This is a genomic window from Streptomyces panaciradicis, from assembly GCF_023516615.1.
In the GTDB taxonomy this organism is placed as follows: Bacteria; Actinomycetota; Actinomycetes; order Streptomycetales; family Streptomycetaceae; genus Streptomyces; species Streptomyces panaciradicis.
Genome location: NZ_JAMGBF010000050.1, coordinates 72,134 through 94,611 on the forward strand (window position 1 = coordinate 72,134; position 22,478 = coordinate 94,611).

General features: G+C 70.0%; 15 protein-coding genes and 1 pseudogene. 12 read left to right on the top strand and 4 right to left on the bottom strand.

Annotation, left to right across the window (positions count from 1 at the left end):
- Nucleotides 1-84 precede the first annotated feature (84 nt).
- The 4 genes and pseudogenes from M8J74_RS44840 to M8J74_RS19110 form a co-directional block, all read left to right on the top strand.
- Nucleotides 85-267, top strand: a pseudogene (locus M8J74_RS44840) (hypothetical protein); the annotation flags it as partial.
- Nucleotides 209-490 carry a DUF6207 family protein gene (locus tag M8J74_RS44550; protein WP_308406069.1) on the top strand — a complete coding sequence of 94 codons (282 nt, stop codon included), beginning with the start codon at nt 209-211 and terminating at the stop codon, nt 488-490. The pseudogene M8J74_RS44840 and the gene M8J74_RS44550, both read left to right, overlap by 59 nt.
- 146 nt (nt 491-636) lie before the next feature.
- Nucleotides 637-1,026: a hypothetical protein gene (locus tag M8J74_RS19105; protein WP_093600456.1), complete on the top strand. Its 390-nt coding sequence runs from the start codon at nt 637-639 to the stop codon at nt 1,024-1,026.
- Nucleotides 1,027-1,173: 147 nt separating this feature from the next.
- Nucleotides 1,174-2,574 carry a HEPN domain-containing protein gene (locus M8J74_RS19110; protein WP_249837595.1) on the top strand — a complete coding sequence of 467 codons (1,401 nt, stop codon included), beginning with the start codon at nt 1,174-1,176 and terminating at the stop codon, nt 2,572-2,574.
- 175 nt (nt 2,575-2,749) lie between these two features.
- On the opposite strand, the gene M8J74_RS19115 is transcribed toward M8J74_RS19110, so the two are convergent.
- Nucleotides 2,750-4,837 (bottom strand): DNA methyltransferase, encoded by a 2,088-nt coding sequence (locus M8J74_RS19115; protein WP_249837596.1) that lies wholly within the window; start codon nt 4,835-4,837, stop codon nt 2,750-2,752.
- Nucleotides 4,838-4,956: 119 nt separating this feature from the next.
- Between M8J74_RS19115 and M8J74_RS19120 the strand changes: the two genes are divergently transcribed.
- Genes M8J74_RS19120 through M8J74_RS19135 form a run of 4 tightly spaced genes read left to right on the top strand, consistent with a single transcriptional unit; the run spans nt 4,957 to nt 13,871 of the window.
- Complete coding sequence (locus M8J74_RS19120) at nt 4,957-7,455, top strand: DISARM anti-phage system protein DrmE domain-containing protein (RefSeq protein WP_093600465.1); 2,499 nt, start codon at nt 4,957-4,959, stop codon at nt 7,453-7,455.
- Complete coding sequence (locus M8J74_RS44845) at nt 7,452-11,012, top strand: helicase-related protein (protein WP_093600468.1); 3,561 nt, start codon at nt 7,452-7,454, stop codon at nt 11,010-11,012. The genes M8J74_RS19120 and M8J74_RS44845 overlap by 4 nt, the downstream gene beginning before the upstream one ends.
- Nucleotides 10,996-12,810 carry a DUF8724 domain-containing protein gene (locus M8J74_RS19130; RefSeq protein WP_143041107.1) on the top strand — a complete coding sequence of 605 codons (1,815 nt, stop codon included), beginning with the start codon at nt 10,996-10,998 and terminating at the stop codon, nt 12,808-12,810. The genes M8J74_RS44845 and M8J74_RS19130 overlap by 17 nt, the downstream gene beginning before the upstream one ends.
- Nucleotides 12,807-13,871 (top strand): phospholipase D-like domain-containing protein, encoded by a 1,065-nt coding sequence (locus tag M8J74_RS19135; RefSeq protein ID WP_093600474.1) that lies wholly within the window; start codon nt 12,807-12,809, stop codon nt 13,869-13,871. The genes M8J74_RS19130 and M8J74_RS19135 overlap by 4 nt, the downstream gene beginning before the upstream one ends.
- A 149-nt stretch (nt 13,872-14,020) precedes the next feature.
- Here M8J74_RS19135 and M8J74_RS19140 read toward each other — a convergent pair whose 3' ends face one another.
- The 3 genes from M8J74_RS19140 to M8J74_RS19150 form a co-directional block, all read right to left on the bottom strand.
- Nucleotides 14,021-15,172, bottom strand: coding sequence for an ATP-binding protein (locus M8J74_RS19140; RefSeq protein WP_176945246.1), 1,152 nt, complete (start codon nt 15,170-15,172; stop codon nt 14,021-14,023).
- A gap of 124 nt (nt 15,173-15,296) precedes the next feature.
- Entirely contained in the window at nt 15,297-17,648 is a 2,352-nt protein-coding gene (locus M8J74_RS19145; protein WP_249837597.1) for a transposase family protein, read from the bottom strand.
- A 17-nt stretch (nt 17,649-17,665) separates the two neighbouring features.
- On the bottom strand, nt 17,666-18,424 hold the full coding sequence (locus M8J74_RS19150) for a TnsA-like heteromeric transposase endonuclease subunit (protein WP_093600541.1): 759 nt from the start codon (nt 18,422-18,424) through the stop codon (nt 17,666-17,668).
- Between the two features lie 706 nt (nt 18,425-19,130).
- Between M8J74_RS19150 and M8J74_RS19155 the strand changes: the two genes are divergently transcribed.
- The 4 genes from M8J74_RS19155 (at nt 19,131) to M8J74_RS19170 (ending at nt 22,471) form a co-directional block, all read left to right on the top strand.
- On the top strand, nt 19,131-20,030 hold the full coding sequence (locus tag M8J74_RS19155; protein WP_249837598.1) for a hypothetical protein: 900 nt from the start codon (nt 19,131-19,133) through the stop codon (nt 20,028-20,030).
- A gap of 66 nt (nt 20,031-20,096) precedes the next feature.
- Nucleotides 20,097-21,011, top strand: a complete 915-nt coding sequence (locus M8J74_RS19160) for a hypothetical protein (protein WP_093600486.1) — start codon at nt 20,097-20,099, stop codon at nt 21,009-21,011.
- 8 nt (nt 21,012-21,019) lie between these two features.
- A complete protein-coding gene (locus M8J74_RS19165; RefSeq protein WP_093600489.1) occupies nt 21,020-22,045 on the top strand; it encodes an ImmA/IrrE family metallo-endopeptidase in 1,026 nt (341 codons plus the stop codon).
- A gap of 144 nt (nt 22,046-22,189) precedes the next feature.
- A complete protein-coding gene (locus M8J74_RS19170; protein WP_093600492.1) occupies nt 22,190-22,471 on the top strand; it encodes a DUF3892 domain-containing protein in 282 nt (93 codons plus the stop codon).
- Nucleotides 22,472-22,478 lie beyond the last annotated feature (7 nt).

Below are 22,478 nucleotides of genomic sequence, written 5' to 3' on the forward strand. Positions count from 1 at the left end.
CTGTGGTGTGGCGCGGCTTTGGACTGGGGGCTTGTGGAGCTGCAGGAGCTGGAGAGGTCCTGAAGTGCGAGTTCAGTGATCGGCGTGGGATTTCCTTGTGTCTGCGCGGCTGGACCGGGGCGTCGACGGCCCCGAGGGCCTGCCACTCAGCCGAGTGAAGACGCACTGCGGCGGAACCCTCCCGTGGACACCCGGCGTAGTGCCGTACATGAACGAAGTGCACGTAAGCCGGTTGGCCTGGTCGACGTCGCGGCCGCCGACGACGCCACCGCGCTCGCCTTCCAGCAGCTGCTTGCCGACCGGTGGGCGACGGCGAACAGCGGAGCACACGACCCAGGACGCGGGCGAGCTCGGCCTTCGGCTGCGCTGCTACCTGGACCTGCGTCAGCTCCATTTCCTGACCTCCTCGGCCTGGAACCGACGCATCTCGCTGGCCAGAGACCTGAACAAGGTACCCGTGGCGCGCCATGGGCCCTCCTGCGAAGGTTGACGGCTTAGCCCACAACCAGGGGCGCGCCACCCGTGCAGGTGCGCGTCCTTCCCTCAGCGTGGGTGGGCGTACGGAGGATCACGAAGTGGCCGCCGGAGGCACGTGACCTGTGGCAGGCTCATCTCCCTGGGGGAGAGGAACGACTGATGACCCGTTACCAATGCGGATCTTGCTCGTATCAGAGCGACCATCTCGGCGAGGCGCAACAGCACTCGCACCAGACGGGCCACGTTTGCATCGGCAAGGACGGTGCCGGGCCAGCCGGAGGTAAGTTCGGCAAAGTCAGGGTCGCGGTTAAGGTCGGCGCCAGCGTTCTGGCCGCCACCACCATCGGGGTCCTTACCTGGAAGTACAAGGGGCTTCAGGAAGAGCATGAGGAGCTCCAGGCGAAGCACGAGGGGCTCCTGTCCATGGCTGCCGGACTGGTCGTGCAGTTGGCGGAGTCGACGGCGGAGAATGAGAGCCTGAAGTCGGAGAACGACTACTTGAAGTCAGCCACCGGTGCCTCGAAGACGCTCAAGAGCTACGACTGCTGAGTGAGGGCGTACTACAGGTAGGGCCACTGGCGGACGGGTGCCCCGGAGTTCGATGCTCGAACAACGCGGGAACGGCCGCTCAGGCCGGGAGCTGTGGCCTGGTGGTTGGGTGTGGCGGGCGGCAAGGGTGCGCTATTTTCGTACCATATGGAAGACACTTTCCCGCTGCGTCAGGCCGTCCTCGCCTGGCTTGAACAGGCACGGGACCTGCCCTCGATACCCCAGGCGATCACCGATGTAGCGCTGTCGACGCAGCCGGAGTTCGATGCCGTGGTCAACGCGGTGGTGGGCGCCGCGCCGAAATCCGAACACCGCGACCTGTACGGCAAGGCCGATGGTGACTGGGTGCCCCGATGGTCCACGCTCCTGGGCGGATCAGGGCTCGGGGACGCGACCCGTCTGGTTGCCCAGGGGGCGACGGTGCCGGTGGAAGAGGTTGCGGACAGCTTCGTCGCTTTCTGTACGGCGCCCGCGCCGGCAGTGGAGGACTGGCTGCTGCTGAGCGGCGAACTCCCCGAGGGGACACGGATCCCGCTGGGCCGGTACACCCTGCAGACTTTCACCGCTGACGAGCTGAGGCAGTTGGGTCCGATGCCGGCCCTCCACGGCCTTCAGCCGGGCGGGCTCGACCTCCGTCTCCTGGCTGGTGCGCCGTTCGTCCACGCCCCCGATCCGGACCGTGCCTCGGACCGCAGTGGCGCGCCCTGGTTCGATTTCACCGGCCCGCGGCCGGAGGCCCGGCACTGGAGGGCGCTGCTGCCGCTGATCCTGTGGAGTCCCGAACTCCTGCATGTCAACGCGGTGTTCGATGTTGAGCGCGGCCGCGAGTTCGGGCTGCACCCAAACCACGTGCCCACCACCCTCCAGATCTACGAGGACCATGACGGCAGGCAGGAGGAAGTCGAGGTCCGCGAGACCGGCACCTTCCACGTCACCCAGGCGCAACTCCCGCGCCTGCAAGCCTTCTGCGCCGCCGTGACCGCAAAGATCGACGCTGTCATGGACGGCGCCACCAGCAGCCGAAGGCTGCCCAGGAGGCGCGCCCTGCGCTTGGAGCGCGCGGCCCGGCACCTGCTGCAGGCCCACCAGCGCACTCACAGCGACTACGGCGTGTGGGAGCAGGAGGCCGACGAGCTGCACCTGGACTACGTCATCACGCTGGAAGCCCTGATGGCTAGCCCCGACGACAAGCACGAGGGCGTCAGCGAAAGGATCCGGTCCCGTGCAGCCGCCCTGTTCCTTACCCCGTCCCTGCGCCAGCAGGTCGAGACAATTGTGCAGGAGGCGTACAGCGCGCGCTCCAAGTACGTGCACGGGGACGTCCTCAAGGACCAGGAGGAGAGCGAGAAACTGGCCGCCCTGCGTGACCTCAGGCTGATCGTGCGGCAGGTTGTTCTGCGCTGGCTCGTCCTCACCCCTTGCGACACTGAAGACCTCGCCCCCCTCCTCGACGCTGCTGCTGCCGGCACCGGCCGCGAACGCGCTATCGATGAACCCCTGCGTGCCTTCTTCCGCGCAACGCCGCCGCAGGACCGCCTCGGGCTCTGAGCCGGACCATAGTGCCGGTCGTGAGCAGTGCGACGCGGCCCGCTGTTCCTGGGCAGGCGACTGGCAGCAGTGCGAGGGCAGTCGCCGGCGGGCGGTCCGCGTGCTGGGGCCGTCCCCGGTCCTCCTGGCTGGCTTGGGCCAGGCCGGGATGTGGCAGGCACCGGCACCGGGGGAGTCAGGTGGTGCTGAACTCCGCTACCGCCGCCGTGGCTCGCTGGTCTGCCTCTGCTTGCAGGGTCTCCCAGTCGGCGGCCACCTGGCGTGTTCCTGTCGCCAAGACCGCGGCGCGTACGGCGGTGCGGACATCGCCGGGACCCACCCGCAGCCCAGCTCCCCTAAGACCCTGGATTTCCGACAGCGCCTGCGCGGCGGCCTGGTCGAGGTCGGGGGCTGCCCCGGCAGACGTGCCCGCGGCGTCCCGGCACAGCACGATGACGTCGATGCGGTTGGGCTCCGCCGCTGCGGTCTTGGAGAGACTGGTCGCCACTTCGGCGATCACGGCGCGGGTCGTGGTAACGGTGAAGCCGGCGTCGGACAGCGACCGCATAAGAGCGCACCAGCCCGTGGTCTGCGACTGGTGGAAGCTGAACAGGAGGCAGCCGCCGGGCTTGAGGACGCGCCGGCACTCGCGCCAGACACGGGCTGCGGTGGCTTGGAATCCATCAGGGGCGGCGTTCTGTACTTCCTGGACGGCCCGGGTGCTGGGCATGTCCGGGTAGCCCTGGTAGGGGCGCATGGCGCTGAGCCACGCGTGGAAGAAGTCGGCCAGTTCCGAGTAGTGGACGTTGTCGACGTAGGGGGGGTCGGTGACGATGAGGTCCACGCTGTTGTCGGGGAGATCCGTCTGTGAGGCGTCGCCGGTGGTGGTGTAGGCCGTTGCGGGATTCCGCACGAACTGCTGCCACGTCGTGCTCAGGGGGCGGGCGACGGGCAGCGAGGACTGGTCGACGGCGAGGATCCGGCCGGCCTCGGCCCTGAAGTCCAACGGGGTGCTCTTGTACTGGGCTGCTTTGTGCAGCCGGGTGAGCACCCCGGAGAACCCGGCCGATCCCCCCTGGGCGCCCCAGGGGTCTCCTTCGACGCTGCACCGCTCCGGTCGCAGTACGTGGTTGTGGAAGACCGAGCGGACCGGGCCGGTGCCCTCCCCCTTGTAAGAGCAGAACAGGTTGTGGTGTTCGACGGTTCTGCCGAACGATGCGATGAGCGCCTCGCGTTCCGCGGACGCCCCGGGGAGATCACGCAGCGCCGCGCCGATCAGTCCCAGGCTGTAGCGCTGGCGCTCGTTGAAGAACCGCTCCCAGGAGTCGTACCCCCAGCGCAGCGCCTGGATGGTGCTGACGCCTTCCTCCAGCGCGCCGAGCGGGCGTACGAGCTCATCGGGGGATGTGTCGGCGAGGGACTTTGCTGCCTTGTCGTACAGGCAGAGGTCGAAGTCGTCGATCGCCCGGTACTCACGCTGGCCGTCGGCGCGCAGCACCAGCTTCGCGTACATGCGCCGCTCCGGGACGGCGCCGTTCAGCGCGGCAATGACAGGGGTGCGGTGACCGTGACGGCACGTCATGAATCTTCCACGGGCGGCCCCTTGGAACGAGAAGGCCATGCCGCAGGCGGGACAGTGCCCCCTCTCGTCCTTGCTCAGGTCGGTGACGCAGACGCCCCGGCAGCCCGGGCATACGGCCTGGGCGCGCGGGAATCGGCGCGGGTATGCATGGCGGGCGAACACTCGGGTGGTGAAGAGCTCCACGTCCTCGCCGCACTCCGGGCAGTACGCGAGGGCGACCCAGAAGTAGTGCAGGACCGGTTCGTTGGAGGCGGTGCGGTGCAATTCCTGGACGGGACGGGCGCACTTCCTGACGACCTGCCCGAAGAGGTCCGCGAGCACCTCTAGATCCCATGGTTGCAGCGCCTGCCGCTGGGTGAGCGTCGCGACGGGGTTGATGTCGCGACCGACAACGGCGGCCCCGAGTTTGGCCGCCTCGACGAGGGTGGTGCCCGATCCGGCGAATGGATCATAGACGACGAGCCCCCGCAGCCTGGCCGCGGCGTCCGCAACAGAGTCGTCCGGCCCGGACACCGCAGCCAACAGTAAGTGGCGTGCGACGCTGCCCAGGCGCCTCGCCCACCACTTGTGCACGTAGGTCGCGGGCCGGTGCACCTCCTTGCGCCACGACTCGTGCTCGGCGATCCGGCTCCACTCCACTGGCGCCGGCCCGGCCTCGAGAAGTGACACCGGGGGAAGGCCCGCCCCTGGCTTCTCGTTCATGTGTACGCCCCCGGTGGTCCGAACCCGGATCCACCGCCCTCGGATTGGGCAGGAGCAGGTGACGGCCTGTCAACGTGCGTTACTGTAACGGCAGGTAGTGGGGGGATACCAGGTGGGTGATGGCACGCGTGACGTATCTGGACTGTCTCGTCCCTCCCGACGCAGACCCGGCCGACTTCTTCGAGCGCGTGCAGGCCCTTCGCATGACGGACCGCGGCCGCACCGTCGATCTCGGTCCACTGGACCGCGCCACCCTGACCCTGCTGTCCCGCGCCTTATCGAGCGACCAACACAGCGTGTACCTGGGACTCCCGCGCGGGCGGCACGACCTGGCCGTGCTGATCGGGATCTACCTCCAGCTCATACGGCGCGGCGCAGAGCTGACCGGCGGATCGCCCTGTCCGGTCCCTGACGGACCGGTGGTTGTCGTCGGATTGCGCACCAACGTCACCGTACGGCTGGCACAGCTCGCGATCGGCCGACAGAACCTCTCGCGAGCCCTGCGCATGCAGAGAATCCGCGGTGACGGGCGGGTTGTTGACCTCCAAGGAAGGATCACCAGGGCTGTCGACTCGCCCTCGGGACTGTTCTACCTCAACACCGCGCTCGGCAGGCCCTCACTGGGGAGCAGCGTCGGCACCGTCGTCATCGACCGCACCAGCATGGCCAACGACCAGTCCTGGGAGCGCGCGTTGGCCTGGGCGAGCGAGCACGACGCCGCTCGCGTCGTAGGCGTCGCCGACCTGGGCACCCAGCCGGGCAGCAGCAGGGCCTGGACCCAATGGCCGTGGACTCCCGCGCTGCGCACCGACGTGCGGCACACCCTCGGACACCGCTCCGCATACGGCCCCCTGACCAGCAACGCCCTCCTCGCCCATCGCCCGGCAGCCGCACCAAGCGTGGCGGTATACCGCCACGAGCAGCTCGCCGAGCTGTACCGGACCGTCGTGGCGGGTGTGGTTGCAGCACGGCGTATCCACACGTCGGAGCCCTGGCCACAGCCGATCGCCGACGCCGTGCGCCTGCTCAACCTGCTGTGGTGCAGCTGGGGTTCGATCGGAAAGCAAGACGCCTGGCAGGTGCTGATGGGGCGCGGCAGCGGCGCACGGGCGCTGGCCCGGTCGGTGTCCCGCGGGACATTGGAGGGCCGGGCCGGGCCGTGGGGGCTGTTCCGCGAAACCCAATGGCCCGACCTCCGGCGCAGCGTGCTGGACCTGTATGAACTGCTCTACGACGACAACCCCCGCCGGGACCTGCTGCTTGCGCTGATCGCCTGGGCACGGGCCGACCGGGCAGACGTCCCCGTTCTCGTCCGCACCCGCTCCCGCTCTGCCGCCGCCGCTGTCGCCGAGGAGCTGGCCGACACGCTCGGCGGCGACGCCGACTCCCTGCTGCTCGCTCCCCGGTCCGGGCCCGCCGCCAGCAGGGGAGCCGGAACGCTGCATGTGATGCCCTATACAGAACGCCTGCCCTGGGACGCCTCGCCGAGGCTCGAGCTCCACCTCGGTGTCCCCGCGGCCTCACGCACCGGCGTGCTGTTCTCCGGTGCTGCCGATGAACACCTCGCCGTTGTAGAGCAAAGCGAGTACACCTGGCTGGAACGTTCAGCCGACCTGGCGCTGCACGGCTGGCACGAGCAGATACGCCAGACCGCCGCGGTGCTGAGGCTGGGCGAGGTACCAGAGCGGGTGACGCCCCCGCTGCCCGTCGCGTACGGCCCCGTCGACCTCTCCAGACCGTCCACCGCACCAGAAGAGCCGCCCCAGCACGACAGTCGGCTCGCCCTCGACCTCTCAGCGCTCTTCGAGGACTACGACGCCCCGGCCAGGGCCATCGGCACCTCGGCGGACCCCGGCCGCAGCGCCACAGCGGTGGCGGCCGCGGACGACCCGGTGCCGGCCACGGCCGTGCTCACCGAACCCGAAGGGGCAGTGCTCTGGCTGCGCAGCGACGAGCAGGTCGACGTCCTCATCGGCCAGCGCTACGCCAGGGTGCCCGTGACCGCACTCACCCCCGGCAGCCGGCTCCTGCGCGCACGCGGCGACGGGCAGTCCAGACTCCACGACCGGCTCGTCATGGTGATGCACGACAGCGCCGAAGTGACCGCCATGGACACGATGATCGGCTTCTTCCGCCAGGCCATCACCACCGTGCACGAGCAACGAGGGTCGTGGCCAAACGTGCTCACCGCCCTGAAGAACCTCGGGAGCGAGGTCTCGTCATGGCAGGCGGTGAGCAAATGGGCCGACGGCAGCGTCATTGCCCCGGAGGACCCGCAAGACATCCACCGGGTTGCCCTGCTGGCCCGGGACACCCGCCTGACCGCAGGAGGCACCTGGCAGCGCCTGGCCCGCATGGCGGAGGAACTACGCCGCTTACACCGGGCGCTGGGCCACACCGCGGCGGCGGCGATGACCGAGGCCGCACGGGGCACGGAAGGCCCCGCGCTGCGCCAGCTGAAGACACTGTGCTCCGGGATCGACGTCTCGGAGGTCCTCGAGGAGTTCGACCTGGTCGTCGTCCGCAGCGTCGGCGGCCAGAAGAGCGTGTCCACAACCGCCCTGGGCCGCGTGCCAGGCCCCCGCAGCGCAAGCAGCTCACCACAGGAGGCGCCGTGAACGATGCCCGCAACAACCCGCTGGCGCCGCACCCCGACAGCGCTGCGGACAACCAGCGGGAGACGGTGCTGATCGACCACCTGACGCAGGTCCTCGCCGACAGGCTCGCCGACCGTAGCGGAGCGCCGCACAAACCCCCGTGGACACCACGCGACCACGTCGTCGTCGGCGTGCTGCCCGCCGTCGCGGTCCCGCCGCAACAGCCCCCGGCACCAGACGAGGCGACGGCCGACCCGGGCCGCCGGCCCGTCGAATCCCTGCGCGGCACACAGGCGCCCCCGGTCCTGGCACTCGACTTCCGGGTGGGCACCGCCCCCGGCCGCCGGACCGCACAACTCGCCGTCCACTGCCGATTCGCCCTGTACCTGGAGGACATCGCCAGCTACGCCGAGCACATGGAGTACCTGCGCGGCGACGAAGACCCCTCCGGCGCACAGGCCCGGCCGGGAGAGCTGCTGGGCGTCTGGCGCCGCCATGACGTCCACGTGCCCGACCTGGTCATCGAAGTGCCGCTCGGGGAAGGCGACCTCGATCCGCACGCGCTCAGCGAGGCCCAGCAGGTGCTGGACCGGGCGGTCCGCCGAGCGGTGGACGCGCACTTCGCCCGCCCCGAGGCCCGTCGCCCGCTCACCGCGGGGCCGCAGAGCCGCCAGGGGCGGCGCAGGCGCAATGTGCTCCCCGCGGAGGCCATGGCCGACGAGGAGGCATTCCACCGCCACGTCGCGGCACTGCTGGACCGCGACACCGCCCCCTGCGCACCTCAACTGGTGCTGTCCGCGCACGCCCAGGCCCTGGACGGCGGCGACCACCTCATACGCGTCTCCCTGCACAACCAAAGCGATACGGCGCAGAGCGACTGGCAGGACCTCTCCGTGTACGACTGCCGCTTCGCGGTCTTCCCCGGAGACGGCATCAGCATCGTGCCCCAGCGCTTCCACCTCGCCCCCCGCGATTACCGCCTGGAGGAGCTGGCGGAGGTGATCGGTCGCGGCACCGGCTGCGCAGCCGTTCCCCACGGCAGCGGTCTGCGGACCGAGACCCTGCCCATCCATGTCCAACGCACCGTCGTGCCCCGCCAAGCCGGGGTGCGACACCCGCGGTGGCGTGAGCTGGCCGACGATCCGACCCCGATCCTGGACTCCGTCGAGGTCGCGATGGCCCGCTACGCCCGGGAGTTCGCCGCCGCCTGCCGTGCCGCCCAGCAGCTGCCGCACCACAAGGCCATCGAAGCCGACCGCGCCCAGTTCGACGACGAGGCCAGGCGGTTCGGCCTCGGCCGCGAGTGCCTGGACCTGGACCCGGACCTCAAGCATGCCTTCCGGCTCGCCAACGAGGTCTTCGCCCGCGTCAACGACGGCCGCCCGTACGACAGTTGGCGGCTCTTCCAACTGGTCTACATCGTCTCCCACCTGCCGGCCCTCGCCGTGCGCGAGCACCCGCAGCGGACGGACCTGCGCGCTGAACTCGACCACACCGACGTGCTGTGGTTCCCCGCGGGCGGGGGGAAGACCGAGGCGTACCTGGGACTGATCCTCACAGCCCTGTTCTACGACCGGCTGCGAGGCAAGCACGCAGGGGTCACCGCCTGGCTGCGCTTCCCGCTGCGCATGCTCAGCGTGCAGCAACTCGACCGCACCCTGCGCATGCTGATCGCCGCCGAGGAGCTCCGCGTCGAACGCCGGATCGGATCCCCCCACGACGACCCGTTCGCGCTCGGCTACCTCGCCGGCGGCACGGGCAGCCCCAACGATCTCCACTGGGATGGGGGCTGGTGGCGCGGCTGGGAGACCGAGGCCGCCGCCACCCGGGCGGGGACCTTCGCCGAAGACCACCTGCGCGACCGGCTCGTGATCACCTGCCCCTACTGCGAGCGCGACAGCGTACGGCTGCGCCTGGACATCGATGCGGTCCGCCTGCATCACGAGTGCGCCGCCTGCCAGCGGATCCTGCCTCTGCACGTGAGCGACGTCGAGGTCTACCGCACCCTGCCGGCGATCGTCATCTCCACCGTCGACAAGCTCACCGGGCACAGCTGGTTCCCCGAGTTCACCGCGTTCCAGCACGGACCGAAGCACCGCTGCGCCGAGCACGGCTACTTCTCCTTCCCGCGTTTCGGAGTCTGCTCGGCCGGGCCGGACCACTGCACCGCGCCGAAGGGCGGCTACCCGGCGGCCCGCCCGATCAAGGACCCGGTACCGGCACTGACGGTGCAGGACGAGATGCACCTCCTCAAGGAGGAGCTCGGCGCGTTCAACGCGCACTACGAAGGCATGATCGCCGAACTCCAGTCAGGAGCAGGCAGCGGCCTGCCCAGCAAGGTACTGGGCGCCTCCGCCACCATCGAGCAGTACCAGGACCAGCTCCGCCAGCTCTACGGCCGCCGTCCCCGCGCCTTCCCCGCACCGGGATGGACACTCGGCGAGAGCTTCTACACCACGACCCGGCCCGACTTCCGGCGCGTTCACATCGGAGTGCTCCCGCACAAGCGCCGCAAAGCCGACGTCGCCGCGATCGTGCAGGGCGAGCTCCTCACCGAGATCGCCCGGCTCCAGGAGGAGCCCAAGGCCCTGCGCGAGCGCCTCGCCCTGCACGGGCTGCCCGACTCGGACCTCCCACGGCTCCTCTTCCCCTACGAGGTCTCCTTGGCCTATGTGAACAGCAAGCAGCACGGCACCCAGCTCGACGAGGAGCTCGGCCAGCTCTCCGACGACCTGCAGCACGCCGGACTCGACCGCGTCGAGCATGCGGTGCTCACCGGCGAAGTCCCGGTCCCCGACCTGGCCGCGGCCATCGCCCGGGTCCAACGCGAGCACTTGGACACCCCGCGAGGAGAGCGGCTGCGTGCCCTGGTCGGCACCAGCGTGCTCAGCCACGGGGTGGACCTCGAGCGCCTCAACCTCCTGGTCCTGGCCGGCATGCCGCCGACCGCCGCCGACTACATCCAGGTCACCGCCCGGGCCGGGCGAACCCACGCAGGCCTCGTCGTCACCGTCTACGACCCCGTCTCGCGCCGCGAACGCTCCATGTTCTCCAACTTCCTGAGCTACCACCGCCTGCTCGACCGCATGGTCACCCCCGTGCCCGTCAACAAGTACGCCTACTTCGCAGCGCGACGCACCCTGCCTGGCATCGTGCTGGCGCTGCTTCACGACGCCGCCCGTGACCCCGCGCTGAAGCCACCACCGGAAGGAGCCGACTACTCCAAAGACTTCAAGCGCTGGTGGAGCGCCCAACGACCACTTCTCGACCCCTGGCTGGAACGACGCATCCCAGCCTGCTACCGCGAGCGTGTGGAGGGCGTCAACGGGCGCGGCCTGGAGAACGACCTCGTTGCGCGGATCATGGACACCTGGCGGCAGGAGGAACGCCCCAACCTCAACAAGGGCGCAGAGGAAAAGCGCACCGCCTACCTGTTCCTCCAACAGCCGCTCACCAGCTTCCGCGACATCGACAAGAGCACAGCGTTCCAGTCACTGACCAGCAGCCAGGACGCCTTCAAAGCGCTCGCCACCAACACTGCCGACAGCAAGGGGGGCGAGGATGAACCGCAGCCGTAGCCAGGCCATGACCGCCTTCCTGCCCGGTGCGGTCTTCCGCCACGAACAGCGGCTGCGAGGCAGGGTCCAGGCAGTCGACGGGGACGTGGTCAAAAAACTCAACGAAGACGTCATCTATGACGAAATCTCCCGCTACCTGGAGCGCTGGAGCGAAGACGCCAGAGCCGCCCTGCCCGTGCCGCAGGGCCGACTGCGGCAGAATTTCGTCCTGGTCAGTCCCGACCTCGTCCGCTTCGAGGTGTTCCCGCTCGTCCTCGAATGCGTCCGCCGCTCCTGCCGCCGTGTGCGCACCTACGCGAAGGCCCAGCAACTCGCGGCCGACCCCCGGTGCCGCACCTGCAGCGCACCGCTGCGGCAACTCCCGTACTTCAACGCGCACAACTGCGGACGCATCCGCCCCATGTACGTGCCCAAGTGCCGTGTTCCCGCGCACGGCTACGACCACATCGTGTTTGAGAACACGGGAAGCTTCGTCACCGCCCTCTGGCGCTGCGTCGGCCCAGGCTGCGGCGGCGCGAAGCTCCAGGGCACCTCGCAGTCCCCCTGCGGCTGCGAATGGAAGGACGCCGCCGGCCGAGCCATGATGCGGGCAAGGACGTTCAACGACACCCGCGCCTACCAGGTCCACGCCCTCCAACTCGTCAACATCGACAACTCCGAGTTCCGGCAGTACCAACGCCACCCCCAGCGCGGCCGGATCGCGGCCGCCCACTACCTCAACCTGATCGACTCCACGGCCCAGGGCCTCGGCGACGCCGCCCAGACCGTCACGGTGCCACGCCTGTCCCCGCAGGAATGGCAGCAAAAAGAACAACAACTGCGCCAGATCAACATGGGGGAGGAGGCAATCGAGCAGATCCGCAGAATGATGGGCCCCGAGGAGAGCGGCCTGGCTGCTCTGCCCAGTACGGACGCCGACAACGCGCGGTGGGAACTGCTCGGTGCAGACCGCCCCTTCGTGGAACGCGCAGCCGTCTTCGACCCCGCCCAGATCCAGCGCATTACCCTCGACGACCAGTGTGCACGCTTCGCCGAGCTCCAGGACCGGCTGGCCCAGCAGACCACGGAACGCGCCCGCGAGCAGGCCCGCACCCTGGGGATCGCGGAGATCGCCGTCACCTGGGAGTTCCCCGTAGCCCGAGTCGCCTTCGGCTACACCAGAGAAGAGCACGAGCCCGAACGGGGCGTCCTGACCGGCTTCCACAACAAGTACCACCACGACGGAAAGTACCCGGTCTACGTCGCAGCATCAGACACCGAAGCCCTCCTGGTCACCTTCTCCGCACGTTCCGTCCTGTCATTCCTGAACGCCAAAGGACTCACCGCCGGGGTGGCCGAAGACGAATCGGCGGCCCGCCGGCGGCTGCTGGAACTGTTCACGGACCAGGACGACCCGGAAGCCGCCCGCGCGGCAGCAACCGTGCACACGGTCATCCACACCCTCGGCCACCTCCTGCTTCGCTCCCTGGACGACGGCCAAGTAGGACTGGCCGAGAACACGCTCGCCGAATGGGTCGTCACGAAGGCACTCACCGTCGCCATCTACGCCGACAACGTCCGTGAATTCACCCTCGGATCACTGTGGACCCTGCTCAGCAACCGCGTGCTCAGCTGGCTGGAGAGCACCGCCGACTCCGTGCTCAGCTGCGAGAACGACCCGCTGTGCCATCAGTCCTCACCACGATGCTGCGAACGCTGCGTCTACCTCACCTTCGGCTGCCAGCTGTTCAACGACGACCTCGACCGGGGCCTCGCCGCAGAGTTCCTCCGCCACACCGCCGCCTCGAGCCACACATGACCGACGAACTGCGACCGCTGGTCCCGCTCGCCCAGCTCCTGGAGCGCCTCGCGGGCAGCTACGCGGCAGCCGCCGAATGGACACGGGAGATCGCCAGAGCCGACACCCTTGACGCCCTCCGCGTCCACGGGGTCGCAGACGATCACGCTACCGCCGTACGCCAGCTCGCCGCCGAGTGCGGCCTACTGGGCTCAGGCCGGCACGCAGGGCTCGTCCCTGCCCGCCTCTCCCAACTCCAGGTGCTCCTGGACGTCCTGGACGGCCTTGACCCACCGCCCGCAGCACCACCATCCGAGCGCCCCCTGGTGTTCACCACCCCCCGAGCCGCCGCCCACCTCGTAGCGCCCCCCGTCCGACGCCTGGACCTGCTAGTCCAGGACGTCATCGCCGGAGCCAACAGCGAACTCCACATCGGCGGCCCCTTCTGGAACCGCCACGGCTGCGACCTACTGCGCGAGGTCCTGCTGCCCGCCGTCGCCGAGCGCCAGGTCGCCGTCCACTTCTACGCCCACGACCCGAGCAGCCGGGCCCAACCCCTGACCGACCTCGTCAAAGACTGCGCCGACTACGGAAGAACGTCCTTGTACTGGTGGACCGGGGCCAACCCCGGCATCATGCACGCCAAGTTCGTGGTCGCCGACCGCGCCACCGGCTACTTCGGCAGCGCGAACCTGTCCTCCCTCGGTCTTCAAGAGCACTTCGAGATCGGCATGGAACTGGGAAGAACCCAGGCATCCTCACTGGTGGACCTGTGCACCCGGCTGCGCCAGGAAGGCTTCTTCGCCCAGGTCACCGAGGGACCGGGACGCGCACCGGACCCGCCCGTGTTCGTAGAGACCGCCGACGGGAAACGCCGCTTCGGCCAGTTGCGATCCTGGCACACCACCAGGGACGGCCGCCGTGAAGCGGACGTGCTGTGCCGCCTCTCGGACGACGCTCCGCGGCCGGCCAGGGTCCGCGTCGATGAGAGCCGCATTAGGCTCTTTCCCGGGGTCGACTACGCCAACGTGCCGGCAGACGGCGCTCGTGCGGGCGACGGCGAAACCGGATCCACCGGGTAGTTCATGACACGAGGCGAACGGCCCGCTGCCCGCCATGTTTCAGGGTCGAGCGGGGCCGTTGCGGCGTCGATCTCCTCCAGCGCGATCCGCAAGCAGCCGCAACGCTTTCGGATCGCGATGACGGTGGCGGCGGTGGAGGCCGGCCGGCTTCACCGCTCGCCTGCGGCTGGTTGCCAGGGGCCGAGCTGGGCTGTCGCTGCTTTGAGCTCTTTCTCGGTGATGTTCTCGCTGCCGCTGTGGATCGCGATGACGGCGGCGGTGGAGATGACGTAGGTGAGGGCTTTGAAGTAGCCGCCGGTGAGCTGGTGCAGTTGGGCGGCGTGCTTGCTGAGGGCGTTTTCCTCGAGCCGGTACAGGCTCAAGTCAGCCTCGAAGCTAGCCAGTACGCGCCGGAACATCTCCTGTTCCTCGGCCTTGGGGCCCAGGGGCAGGGGGTGCAGCCAGGTCACGGGCAGCAGCGCGGTGGGGGAGGGCGAGACGGGATCCGCCGGGCGGCCCGCCTGTTCGAGCCGTACCCGGTTCTCCGCGCTGACCCGGGTCAGGTCCTGGGCCAGGATGCGGGCCTGGTGCAGGAGGTGGCTGGCGCCGGTGCCGCAGAAGATGAGCGAGATGCCCAGCTTGTCGCGCAGGTAGTCGAAGTAGGGCAGCACGTTGGCCAGTTGCTGTGGCGAGGACCGGTCGATGTCGTCGACGAGCAGCAGACGGGTCTGCGCCGTCTCCAGGACGTAGTTGACCGACAGGGTCACATCCTGGTGCCTGCGCATCTCCAGGACTTCCGTGAGGCTCTTCGGCTCGGGGTTGAGACCCAGGTAGGAGCCGATCTCCCAGATCCAGTTCACCCTCGGCTCCGGGTCCGCGGGGGTGGTGATGTGCACCACCGGGATCGTGTTGGGCTGCCGGCCGTTCGTGGCGACTTCGATCTCCTGCTGGGCGGTGCGTCCGATCGCCCGCAGCAGGCAGGTCTTGCCAGTGCCCGCGGGCCCGTCGATGACATGGTCCATCAGGCCCTCACGGCTCCCGCTGTTGCGGTGGACCGCCTCGACGACCGTCTTCTGCATGTGCGTCATCGCGTCGGTGGGCACCATCCGCAGGTGCCGGTGGTAGGCGATGGCCTGTTCGTCCGTCTTCCTGTCCTCGGTGGGACTGGTGCCTGCCGCCAGGACGGGCGGGTTCACCTCCTCGTCGACGAAGTGGGTCCAGCCGGTGAGCTGGAACAGCGGCAGAGGCCGCATCGGGGTGTCCCTCAGCTGCTGGCGCAGGCGGGCTTCACGCTTGTCACGCAGTTCGACGGATGCCTTCATCACGCTTCTCCCTCATCACGGTTCCTGCCTCGACACCGCGGACCGGCCCCGGGCCGGAGGACGCATCCGGCCCCCGCGGGGGCCGGATGCGGCTGCGTCGTTCACGGCCCCTGCCCCAGGTCGCCTACACATCCCATACGTCGTTCTCGGCCTCGTCATCGTCCGGATTGGGGTCGTCGAGGAGCTCTGCGTCGACGACCTCGTCTACAGATGCCGGTGCTTCGGCCGTGAGGGCCTGCGGCCCGCTGCCGTCGCCGTCGTCGGGGAAGAGCGCTGCGAGCGGATGCGGAGCCAGCCCGCTGCCCGAAGTCGGCCCCACGTCGTTGCTGCCCGCGGGCAGCAACGACGTGGCGGGTGCTGAGGGGGGTGCCATGGGGGAGATGGGCAGCGCCGGGTAGGGCCGCAGGGTCGACAGGTCGAACTCCTCCAGACCCGCGTACGGGTCCTGGGACGGCTGCTCCGTCTCCAACTCCAGCCCCTGGAAGGGCGGTTCGGCCCCGGTGCGCTTGGGCGGCGGCCTGCGACTGCGACGACGCCGGTCGCGCTGCGCCAGGGACAGGGCGATCGCCTCCTCGTCCTGCTTGCTGCCGCCGGCCGCCAGGTGCCGCTCTGCGTGTTCCTGCCACATGTCTGCGGTCCACGGATCGTGCAGCAGGTGCCGCAGCCGGAAGTCGCAGGTCACCCAGGTGCCGGCGGTGTGGTCGTACAGCCACACCCGCTCGGGGTGGTACGGGTTGAAGCGGCATTCCCACTGGTCGCCTCGGCCGGGCAGTTTCGAGCCGCCGCGCAGAAGGATCTCGCGGTAGTGACCGGCGTCCTGCGCGATGGGCTGATAGATCCGATAATCGATCATGAAGCCGCCCTTGCCGGGGCGGACCCACTGCCGCAGCAGGAAGGAGCGGTTCTCGGCAGGGGAGAGCGGCACCGCCCGGTAGCCGCTGCGGGCCACCTGGACCGCATACATCTCGTTGGGCGACAGCACGACGTGGGGACGGAACGGGTCACGCAGCCCCGCGTCGGGGGTCTGCTGGTACTCGAGCGCCACCCACTCCTGGGCCATCTGCTGGAGCTCGGCAATCGTGTACAGCGGCATCCGGTCGATGCCGCGGCCGCGTTTCTTGTGGCTGCGGCCCTGCCAGCCGTGCGTCACGTGCTGACTGAAGCGGTGCGCGAGGGTGACGAAGAAGTGTTCGGGGAGCGGTTTGTCGGTCGGGGTCTTCTTGCGCGCCGGGCGGCGGGCGATGCGCAGCCGGTCGCAGACCTCGGTGAAGTGCTCGCTCACATAGGGGCTGCCCTGGTCGTAGATGATCAGCTCGGGGCGGATGACCGGGCGGGCGGCGGTGGCCTCGGTGAACCGCTCGTCCGCGGCCCGCAGCGCCCCGAACGGCAGACTGGAGGCGGCGGCCGCACTGAGCGGGTCCCAGCCGGGCATCACCGGCCAGGGCGCGAATGCCTGGGCCAGCATCAGGGTCAGGTCGATCGCCCGGGTCGCCTGGCCCGCCTGCCCGCTCTCGGCGTCCCGGGGGCGGCTTGGCGTGATCATCAACGCACACACGGTGTGGTTGGCCACATCGATGAGCGAGGTCAGCTCCGTCGCGGTGGGCCGGCCGTCGTCGCCGCGGGCCAGGATCCGCAGCGGCGTGGTGTCGGTCTGGGTCACCTGTCCCGGCCGCAGCACGACCTCGCGCCCGCCATGGGGCAGCGGCGGGGTGGAGGCCAGGGCGGCCCGGGACCGTGTCGGCTGGCCCAGGGCATCGGCCAGGCCGGACTCCTTCATCCGCAGGTAGAAGGTGGAACGGGAGGGCAGCAGAGCCGCCACGCCAGCCGAGCCGAGTTCCTTGGCGTACCGCGAGTGCAGCAGGTCCTCGACTTCCTCGCGGATCACGTCGATGGTCACATCCGACGCGTGGGCCCGCCGGGCCACCACCTCCTGCATGGCGGACAGGCACCGCGGATCGGTGAAGCCACCCGGCCGTTTCTCCCGCCCTGCGGGCAGCAGCACAACCGGGTTCTCCCCGGCCGCTTTCCACTTGCGCCGCTTGTCGGCGAGGGTGTGAGCGGAGCAGCGGATGCCGTCGGCGGCCAGCCGCGCCGACATCGCGGCGCACCGCTGGGCCAGCGTCGTGTCCGGCCCGAATCCCCGCGCATGCTCGCTTCGGCCCGGCGCCAGACCGGTATCGATCTCCACCATGCGGGCCTGCCACAGCTCGGCCTCCTCCTGCCCCTCCAGCCGCCCTCGCCCCTCAAGTGCCGCCCCGCCCGCGGCCGGTGCCGCACCGCCGCTGACAACAGCGAAATCCTCCGCGCTCACCAGCCACCGGAAGGACACCGCCCGGGGCGCCTCCGCGCCGTCCTGCGGCACCAGCGTGACCAGCGGCCCCTGCCACTCCGCCACCTCCCACTCGCGCTGGTGCCAGCGCACCAGCGCCCCGATGGATAGCGATCCCGCAGACCGGCCCTCGTCTGTTCCCGCCATGCGCTCCTCCCGGTCGTTCAGGCCGTCCAGGCCATGGCATCGGGCAGCAGCGGATACGCGGTATCGAACAGCAGCCGCCGTTGCCAGAGCATCCGGTAGGCGAGGTCCAGCCCGGTCAGCTCGTCCAGTCCGCTCGCCGCCACCCCCGCCCGCAGACCCGTCGGCTGCCTGAACGCCTCCAGCAGCGCCTGTCCTTGGCCCTCCTCGTCGCCTTCGGGGAAGCGGTAGCCCGCCAGCCACCCGAGATTGCGCGCGCGCACCCCCGACGGCTCGCGGACCTGCCGCACCCGCCACCCTGCCGGCCGGGCCACCTCCTCAAGTACCTGAAGCCGCGCCGCGGGCAGGCTCTCCTGGCCGGACGGCTTCAGCACCAGCACCTCACGTACACCATCGGCCGTGCGCGCCAGGAAATCGGGGCGCCAGCGGCGAAGGCGGCCTCCTGCCCGCCACCGCAGTTCCACCGGGCCGGCACTGAACGCCGCCCAGGCCGGCTCGAAGTCCAGTTCCACCGCCAGCCGCCACTGCCGCAGGCTGCCGCACACCACGGTCGCCTCCCGGGTCGCCACCGGCCAGTAGGTGATGATGCCCCTGCGGCCCCGATAGGGCACCGGCTCGCTCACCGGCCCGAATTCCTCCAGCGCCACGCCCTGAAGCCCGTCCGCGGTGCACGAGTACACCGGCCCGTACGGCTCGCGGTACAAAGCCACGACACCCTGGCCCGCCTTCGGCACGGCCTCGCCTTCCAGCAGTCCGCCGGCGACCTCCACCGCACTCATGCCCACCCCCTGCCGTGCCGCCGCACGGCCCCGCAGACCTGTCCGCCCGTCAACTCCTGCATCTTCGGTCCCTGGCCGTGCGCCCAGCCGGCCCACACCGCAGCCCGGTACCCCCATGCTGCTGTGCGCCGCGCCGCGAGAACTTCCCCGCCCGCCGGATACGCCTGAAAGGGTGAATACGGTGGTGACAAGGAAGTCGGGCACCCCCTTCCCGCGCGGACCACGGCGTCCTGCGCGCCGCCTTGGCTGTTGAACTCGCCCGCCACGCGGCCCGGTTCGGCCCGCTGAACATCCGCTGCATCGATCAGTCCCAGGAAGGGGAGGGAGCGAGGAGACCCACCGCGGCCCGCCGGGATCCGATCACCGGTGGGGGAAGGACCCTGGCGCCGCCAACCGGCCCCGGCACCCCGCGTCCGGGGCGACGGGTATCCGGCAGCTGCCGGGCCAGGACGCACCAGACCGTCTGCGCCTCCGGCCGACGAGCGGTGTCCGCACCACGGCGATCCGCGGGGACGGTCCGCGTGACGAACAGGCTCGCGGTTCCCGCCTTCGGGCATGTTGCCTGGCGGGCCTGAGACGGCAGGTGTATGCAGGCAGGAAGCCTGGGACCGTCCGTTCCAGGCGGGTCGGGGGTGGTGAGCTGGTGGCGGGTGGAGCGTACGAAGAACTGTCACACACGGGCCAGTTGGGGCCGGAGACGTTCGAAATGCTGCGACGTTTGGTTCATCAGGTCCGCCAGTCGTCCGGATTCCCGCCGCCCGAGGGGTACGCAGAGTGGAATGACGACGCGGCCTACGACGTGATCACGGCCATGCTGACCCGCGAGGGCGCCGGGCAGCACTTCGTGACCAGCTGCTTCGCCCTGGCCGCCGACGACGCCTCACTGGAGCGGCTGTTCCTCACGTCGATCAAGAACTTCCTCATCGATGAGGCGAAGAAGACCCCGCGCGGCAAGCTGCGGCGCCGCATCGCCCGGCTGATGGGCACCGACGCGTCCTTCCGCCGGATCCCCGGGCCTCCGCCGCGGTGGGCGCTGAGTGAACATCCCGAAGGCGCGGTGTGGCAGGGGAATCTGGATGATCTCGTTGCCGGGGCCTGGCGCGTACGCGGGGTGGGGATCACCCGCTGGAACCATTCCGGCCCGACCCCCGCACAGACGGTCCGGGCCCTCATGGCCATCGTGACGCAGGTCCTGCGGCACGCCCGGGGCGCCGTGCGGGAGGAGGACCTGGCCAAGGTCCTCGAGTCCCGGTTCGAGCTTCTGACACCGGCCCGCTTCACCCCCCTCTACGCCGACGACGGGACGCTCGCCGCTGCGGTTGAGGCGAGCGCGGCGTCGGAGGCTGACCCCGCGGGCGCTGGCGGTGGCGCCGCCGACATCTGGCAGCGGCTGACCGACAACGAGCGTCTGCTGCTGCCCTACCTGGATGAAGACGGCCAACACGCGGCGCAGTTGCTGGAGATCGGACAGGCGCATGCCGGGGCCGTTCTGGCAGGTCTGAAGGCAAAACTCCTGCTTGCCCTGTCCGAGGACAGCGACCGGGAAGCGGTCATGGGAGCGCTGCTGCGGCGCTGCGCGGATCCGCCCCCTGAGCCGCCCCTGTGACGTCGTCCGTATCCAGTGAGAAGAGAATGCGCTGATGGATCACAGCCGAGGAGAGGGGGAGACAGGATGAAACCCGCCCAGGGCAGCAGCGCCTACCAACGGCTGGTGGCCGCCGCAGCGGGGCTGAAGGTGCCCGACGCCGTCCGGGAGGTCGCCACCGCGCCGCCGCGGGATCCCGAACCCGGCCAGATCTGGCGGGCCGTGTGGGAGCAGACCATCCAGCTGCTGGTGATCACTACGGTCGACGACGACACGGTGCACGCCATTCCGGCCTCCTTGGAACGCTACGCCGACGCCCACACGCTGCTGCTGCCTGCCGAGGCATCCACGCTGGAGCAGCCGCTCGCCCTGTGGTGGGGACTGAAACAACCTCTGCCCTGGTATGTGTTGGACCGTCAGGTCAGCCAGCTGACGGTGCCGCTGCCCGCCTTTCTGCACCTCGATCTCGCGCACGACCCGCCGCCAGGGGCACGCTGGGGCAGCACCGCGCCGTCACCCGCCGCGGCGGCCGCCGAGTACCGGGGTGTCCTGGCCGACAACCTGGCGAGGCTGAGCGCCGCACGATGGGTACCGGAAGGATCCGGCGCGCTGCCGCAGCTGCTGCAACAGCGCGGTGTCACCCCCCAGCAACTGGGATCACAGCTGCAGCTCCCGCCCGCCCAGGCCCTGCCGCTGTGGCGCGGCCACCACCCCCTCACAGCCGACCAGGCCGAGAAACTCGCCGTACTCCTCGGCCTGGGCGCGCAGGAGGTCCTCGCCGCCAATCCCGCGCCGCCGCCCGCCGTGGTGCACGAGCTGAACCGGCCGATGCGCCGCCAGCACCTACGAGCCCTCGCCGCCCGGCACCTCGAAAACGAACAACAGGCCCGGCTCCGTGCCGCCTACGGCATCCTCACCCTGGCGGCCCGCCAGGACGACCGCACCATCACGGACTGGGCGGCACGCGCGGACACCTACTTCGAACTACATCTGGGCCAGTAGGGGCTGCCATGGTCAACTACGTGCTCGCGGCCGCCGCCCGCGCCCAGGCGACCGCCATGATGGCGGAACTGGACGCACACAGACCCGGTGCGACCCAGCGCCTGGCCCAGGACGCCCTCGCCGAGATGCAGACATGGCCGGAGCTGACCGTCCGGCGCGTTGCAGAGGCCCAGACCGGCCCGCGCTGCAGCGTCGCCGGCGCCTACGCACCCGGCCCGCCCCCGCAGATCGTCGTCGCCGACTCCACCAGCCCTGCCCGGCAGGACTTCACCGCCCTGCACGAACTGGGCCATCACCTCCAGCAGAACAGCTTCGCCCTGATGGATGCCTTCGCACGCCAGCCCGATCGCGGCGTGCTGCTGGAAGACGCGGCCTGCGATGCGTTCGCCGCCGAGATCCTGCTGCCGGCACCGCTCGTGGAGCATCACCTGGCCTCCGACGGACCCACCGCCCCCGACATCGTGGAATTGTGGCGTGCCAGCGGCGCCTCCCGCATGGCCGTGTGTGTCCGTGCCATCCAGCACCTGCCCGCCCCCGGACACATCCTCATCCTCGACACCGGCGGACAGGTCGTCTTCGCCGCCTCCCACGGCCTCCGGCCGCTGCAGCGCGGCAGCTTCCAGGGCGACATCCCCACCATCGCCCAGGCCCGGGCCGGCCAGGGCCGCGCGCAGGGACGCACCCAAATCCGCTACCGCGACGGCATCCTGGGGCGAGAACTGCACGCGCAGACCGCGCCGATGGACGGCTACCTGGTCGCCGTCCTCGTCACCGACTCGGCGCCCTGGCGCGCCTTTACGCCGCCCACGAAGGACACCGGCCCCCAGGCGCGCGAGTACATCTGCGAACACTGCGACGAGGAGTTCCGCTCCTTCGAACCCGCCTGTTCCGTCTGCGGCGTCCCCCGCTGTCCCGAATGCGACCGCTGCGCCTGCCCGGCGCGCGTGACCGAACGCCTGTGCCAGGGATGCTTCATTCGGCATCCGCCCGCGATGTTCACCGACGGCGCCGACCGCTGCCTCGACTGCTCCTGACGCCCCGCCAGTGCCTTCAGGACACCCTCGTTTCTCTACCCGCGAGTTACGTCGTCCGTCCCGGGCGAATCACCCCACACCGGGGTGACGGGACCCGGCACCGGCTCCGGGACCCCGTCGGGCAAGGCCGGCAGAAGAAGAATCATGGCCATCCAGATCACCGCGGTACGCCTGTCCGGCGGCACCACGCACCAGCACATCACTCGCTTGTGGTGGACCAACCCGGCGACCGCCAAGACCGGCGACAACACCCGGGCGGAGATCGTCACCTGGATCGAAGACGAAAAGGGCCAGGCCTACACAAGCGACGCCGGCGGGCACCGGGCGGAGGTCGCCGTGGTGACCCCGCCGCGCGGCGAGAAGTACCTGCAGACCCGCGCCGATGGCGTGTGGACCAACAACCTGCTGGCTCTTCCCCGCCGCTGAGCAGTCC

Excerpts from the sequence above, each read along its gene's own strand:
- M8J74_RS44550 (WP_308406069.1), top strand. The coding sequence starts at position 209 with ATGAACGAAGTGCACGTAAGCCGGTTGGCCTGGTCGACGTCGCGGCCG.
- M8J74_RS19105 (WP_093600456.1), top strand. The coding sequence starts at position 637 with ATGACCCGTTACCAATGCGGATCTTGCTCGTATCAGAGCGACCATCTC.
- M8J74_RS19110 (WP_249837595.1), top strand. The coding sequence starts at position 1,174 with ATGGAAGACACTTTCCCGCTGCGTCAGGCCGTCCTCGCCTGGCTTGAA.
- M8J74_RS19115 (WP_249837596.1), bottom strand. The coding sequence starts at position 4,837 with ATGAACGAGAAGCCAGGGGCGGGCCTTCCCCCGGTGTCACTTCTCGAG.
- M8J74_RS19120 (WP_093600465.1), top strand. The coding sequence starts at position 4,957 with ATGGCACGCGTGACGTATCTGGACTGTCTCGTCCCTCCCGACGCAGAC.
- M8J74_RS19130 (WP_143041107.1), top strand. The coding sequence starts at position 10,996 with ATGAACCGCAGCCGTAGCCAGGCCATGACCGCCTTCCTGCCCGGTGCG.
- M8J74_RS19135 (WP_093600474.1), top strand. The coding sequence starts at position 12,807 with ATGACCGACGAACTGCGACCGCTGGTCCCGCTCGCCCAGCTCCTGGAG.
- M8J74_RS19140 (WP_176945246.1), bottom strand. The coding sequence starts at position 15,172 with ATGAAGGCATCCGTCGAACTGCGTGACAAGCGTGAAGCCCGCCTGCGC.
- M8J74_RS19145 (WP_249837597.1), bottom strand. The coding sequence starts at position 17,648 with ATGGCGGGAACAGACGAGGGCCGGTCTGCGGGATCGCTATCCATCGGG.
- M8J74_RS19150 (WP_093600541.1), bottom strand. The coding sequence starts at position 18,424 with ATGAGTGCGGTGGAGGTCGCCGGCGGACTGCTGGAAGGCGAGGCCGTG.
- M8J74_RS19155 (WP_249837598.1), top strand. The coding sequence starts at position 19,131 with ATGCTGCGACGTTTGGTTCATCAGGTCCGCCAGTCGTCCGGATTCCCG.
- M8J74_RS19160 (WP_093600486.1), top strand. The coding sequence starts at position 20,097 with ATGAAACCCGCCCAGGGCAGCAGCGCCTACCAACGGCTGGTGGCCGCC.
- M8J74_RS19165 (WP_093600489.1), top strand. The coding sequence starts at position 21,020 with ATGGTCAACTACGTGCTCGCGGCCGCCGCCCGCGCCCAGGCGACCGCC.
- M8J74_RS19170 (WP_093600492.1), top strand. The coding sequence starts at position 22,190 with ATGGCCATCCAGATCACCGCGGTACGCCTGTCCGGCGGCACCACGCAC.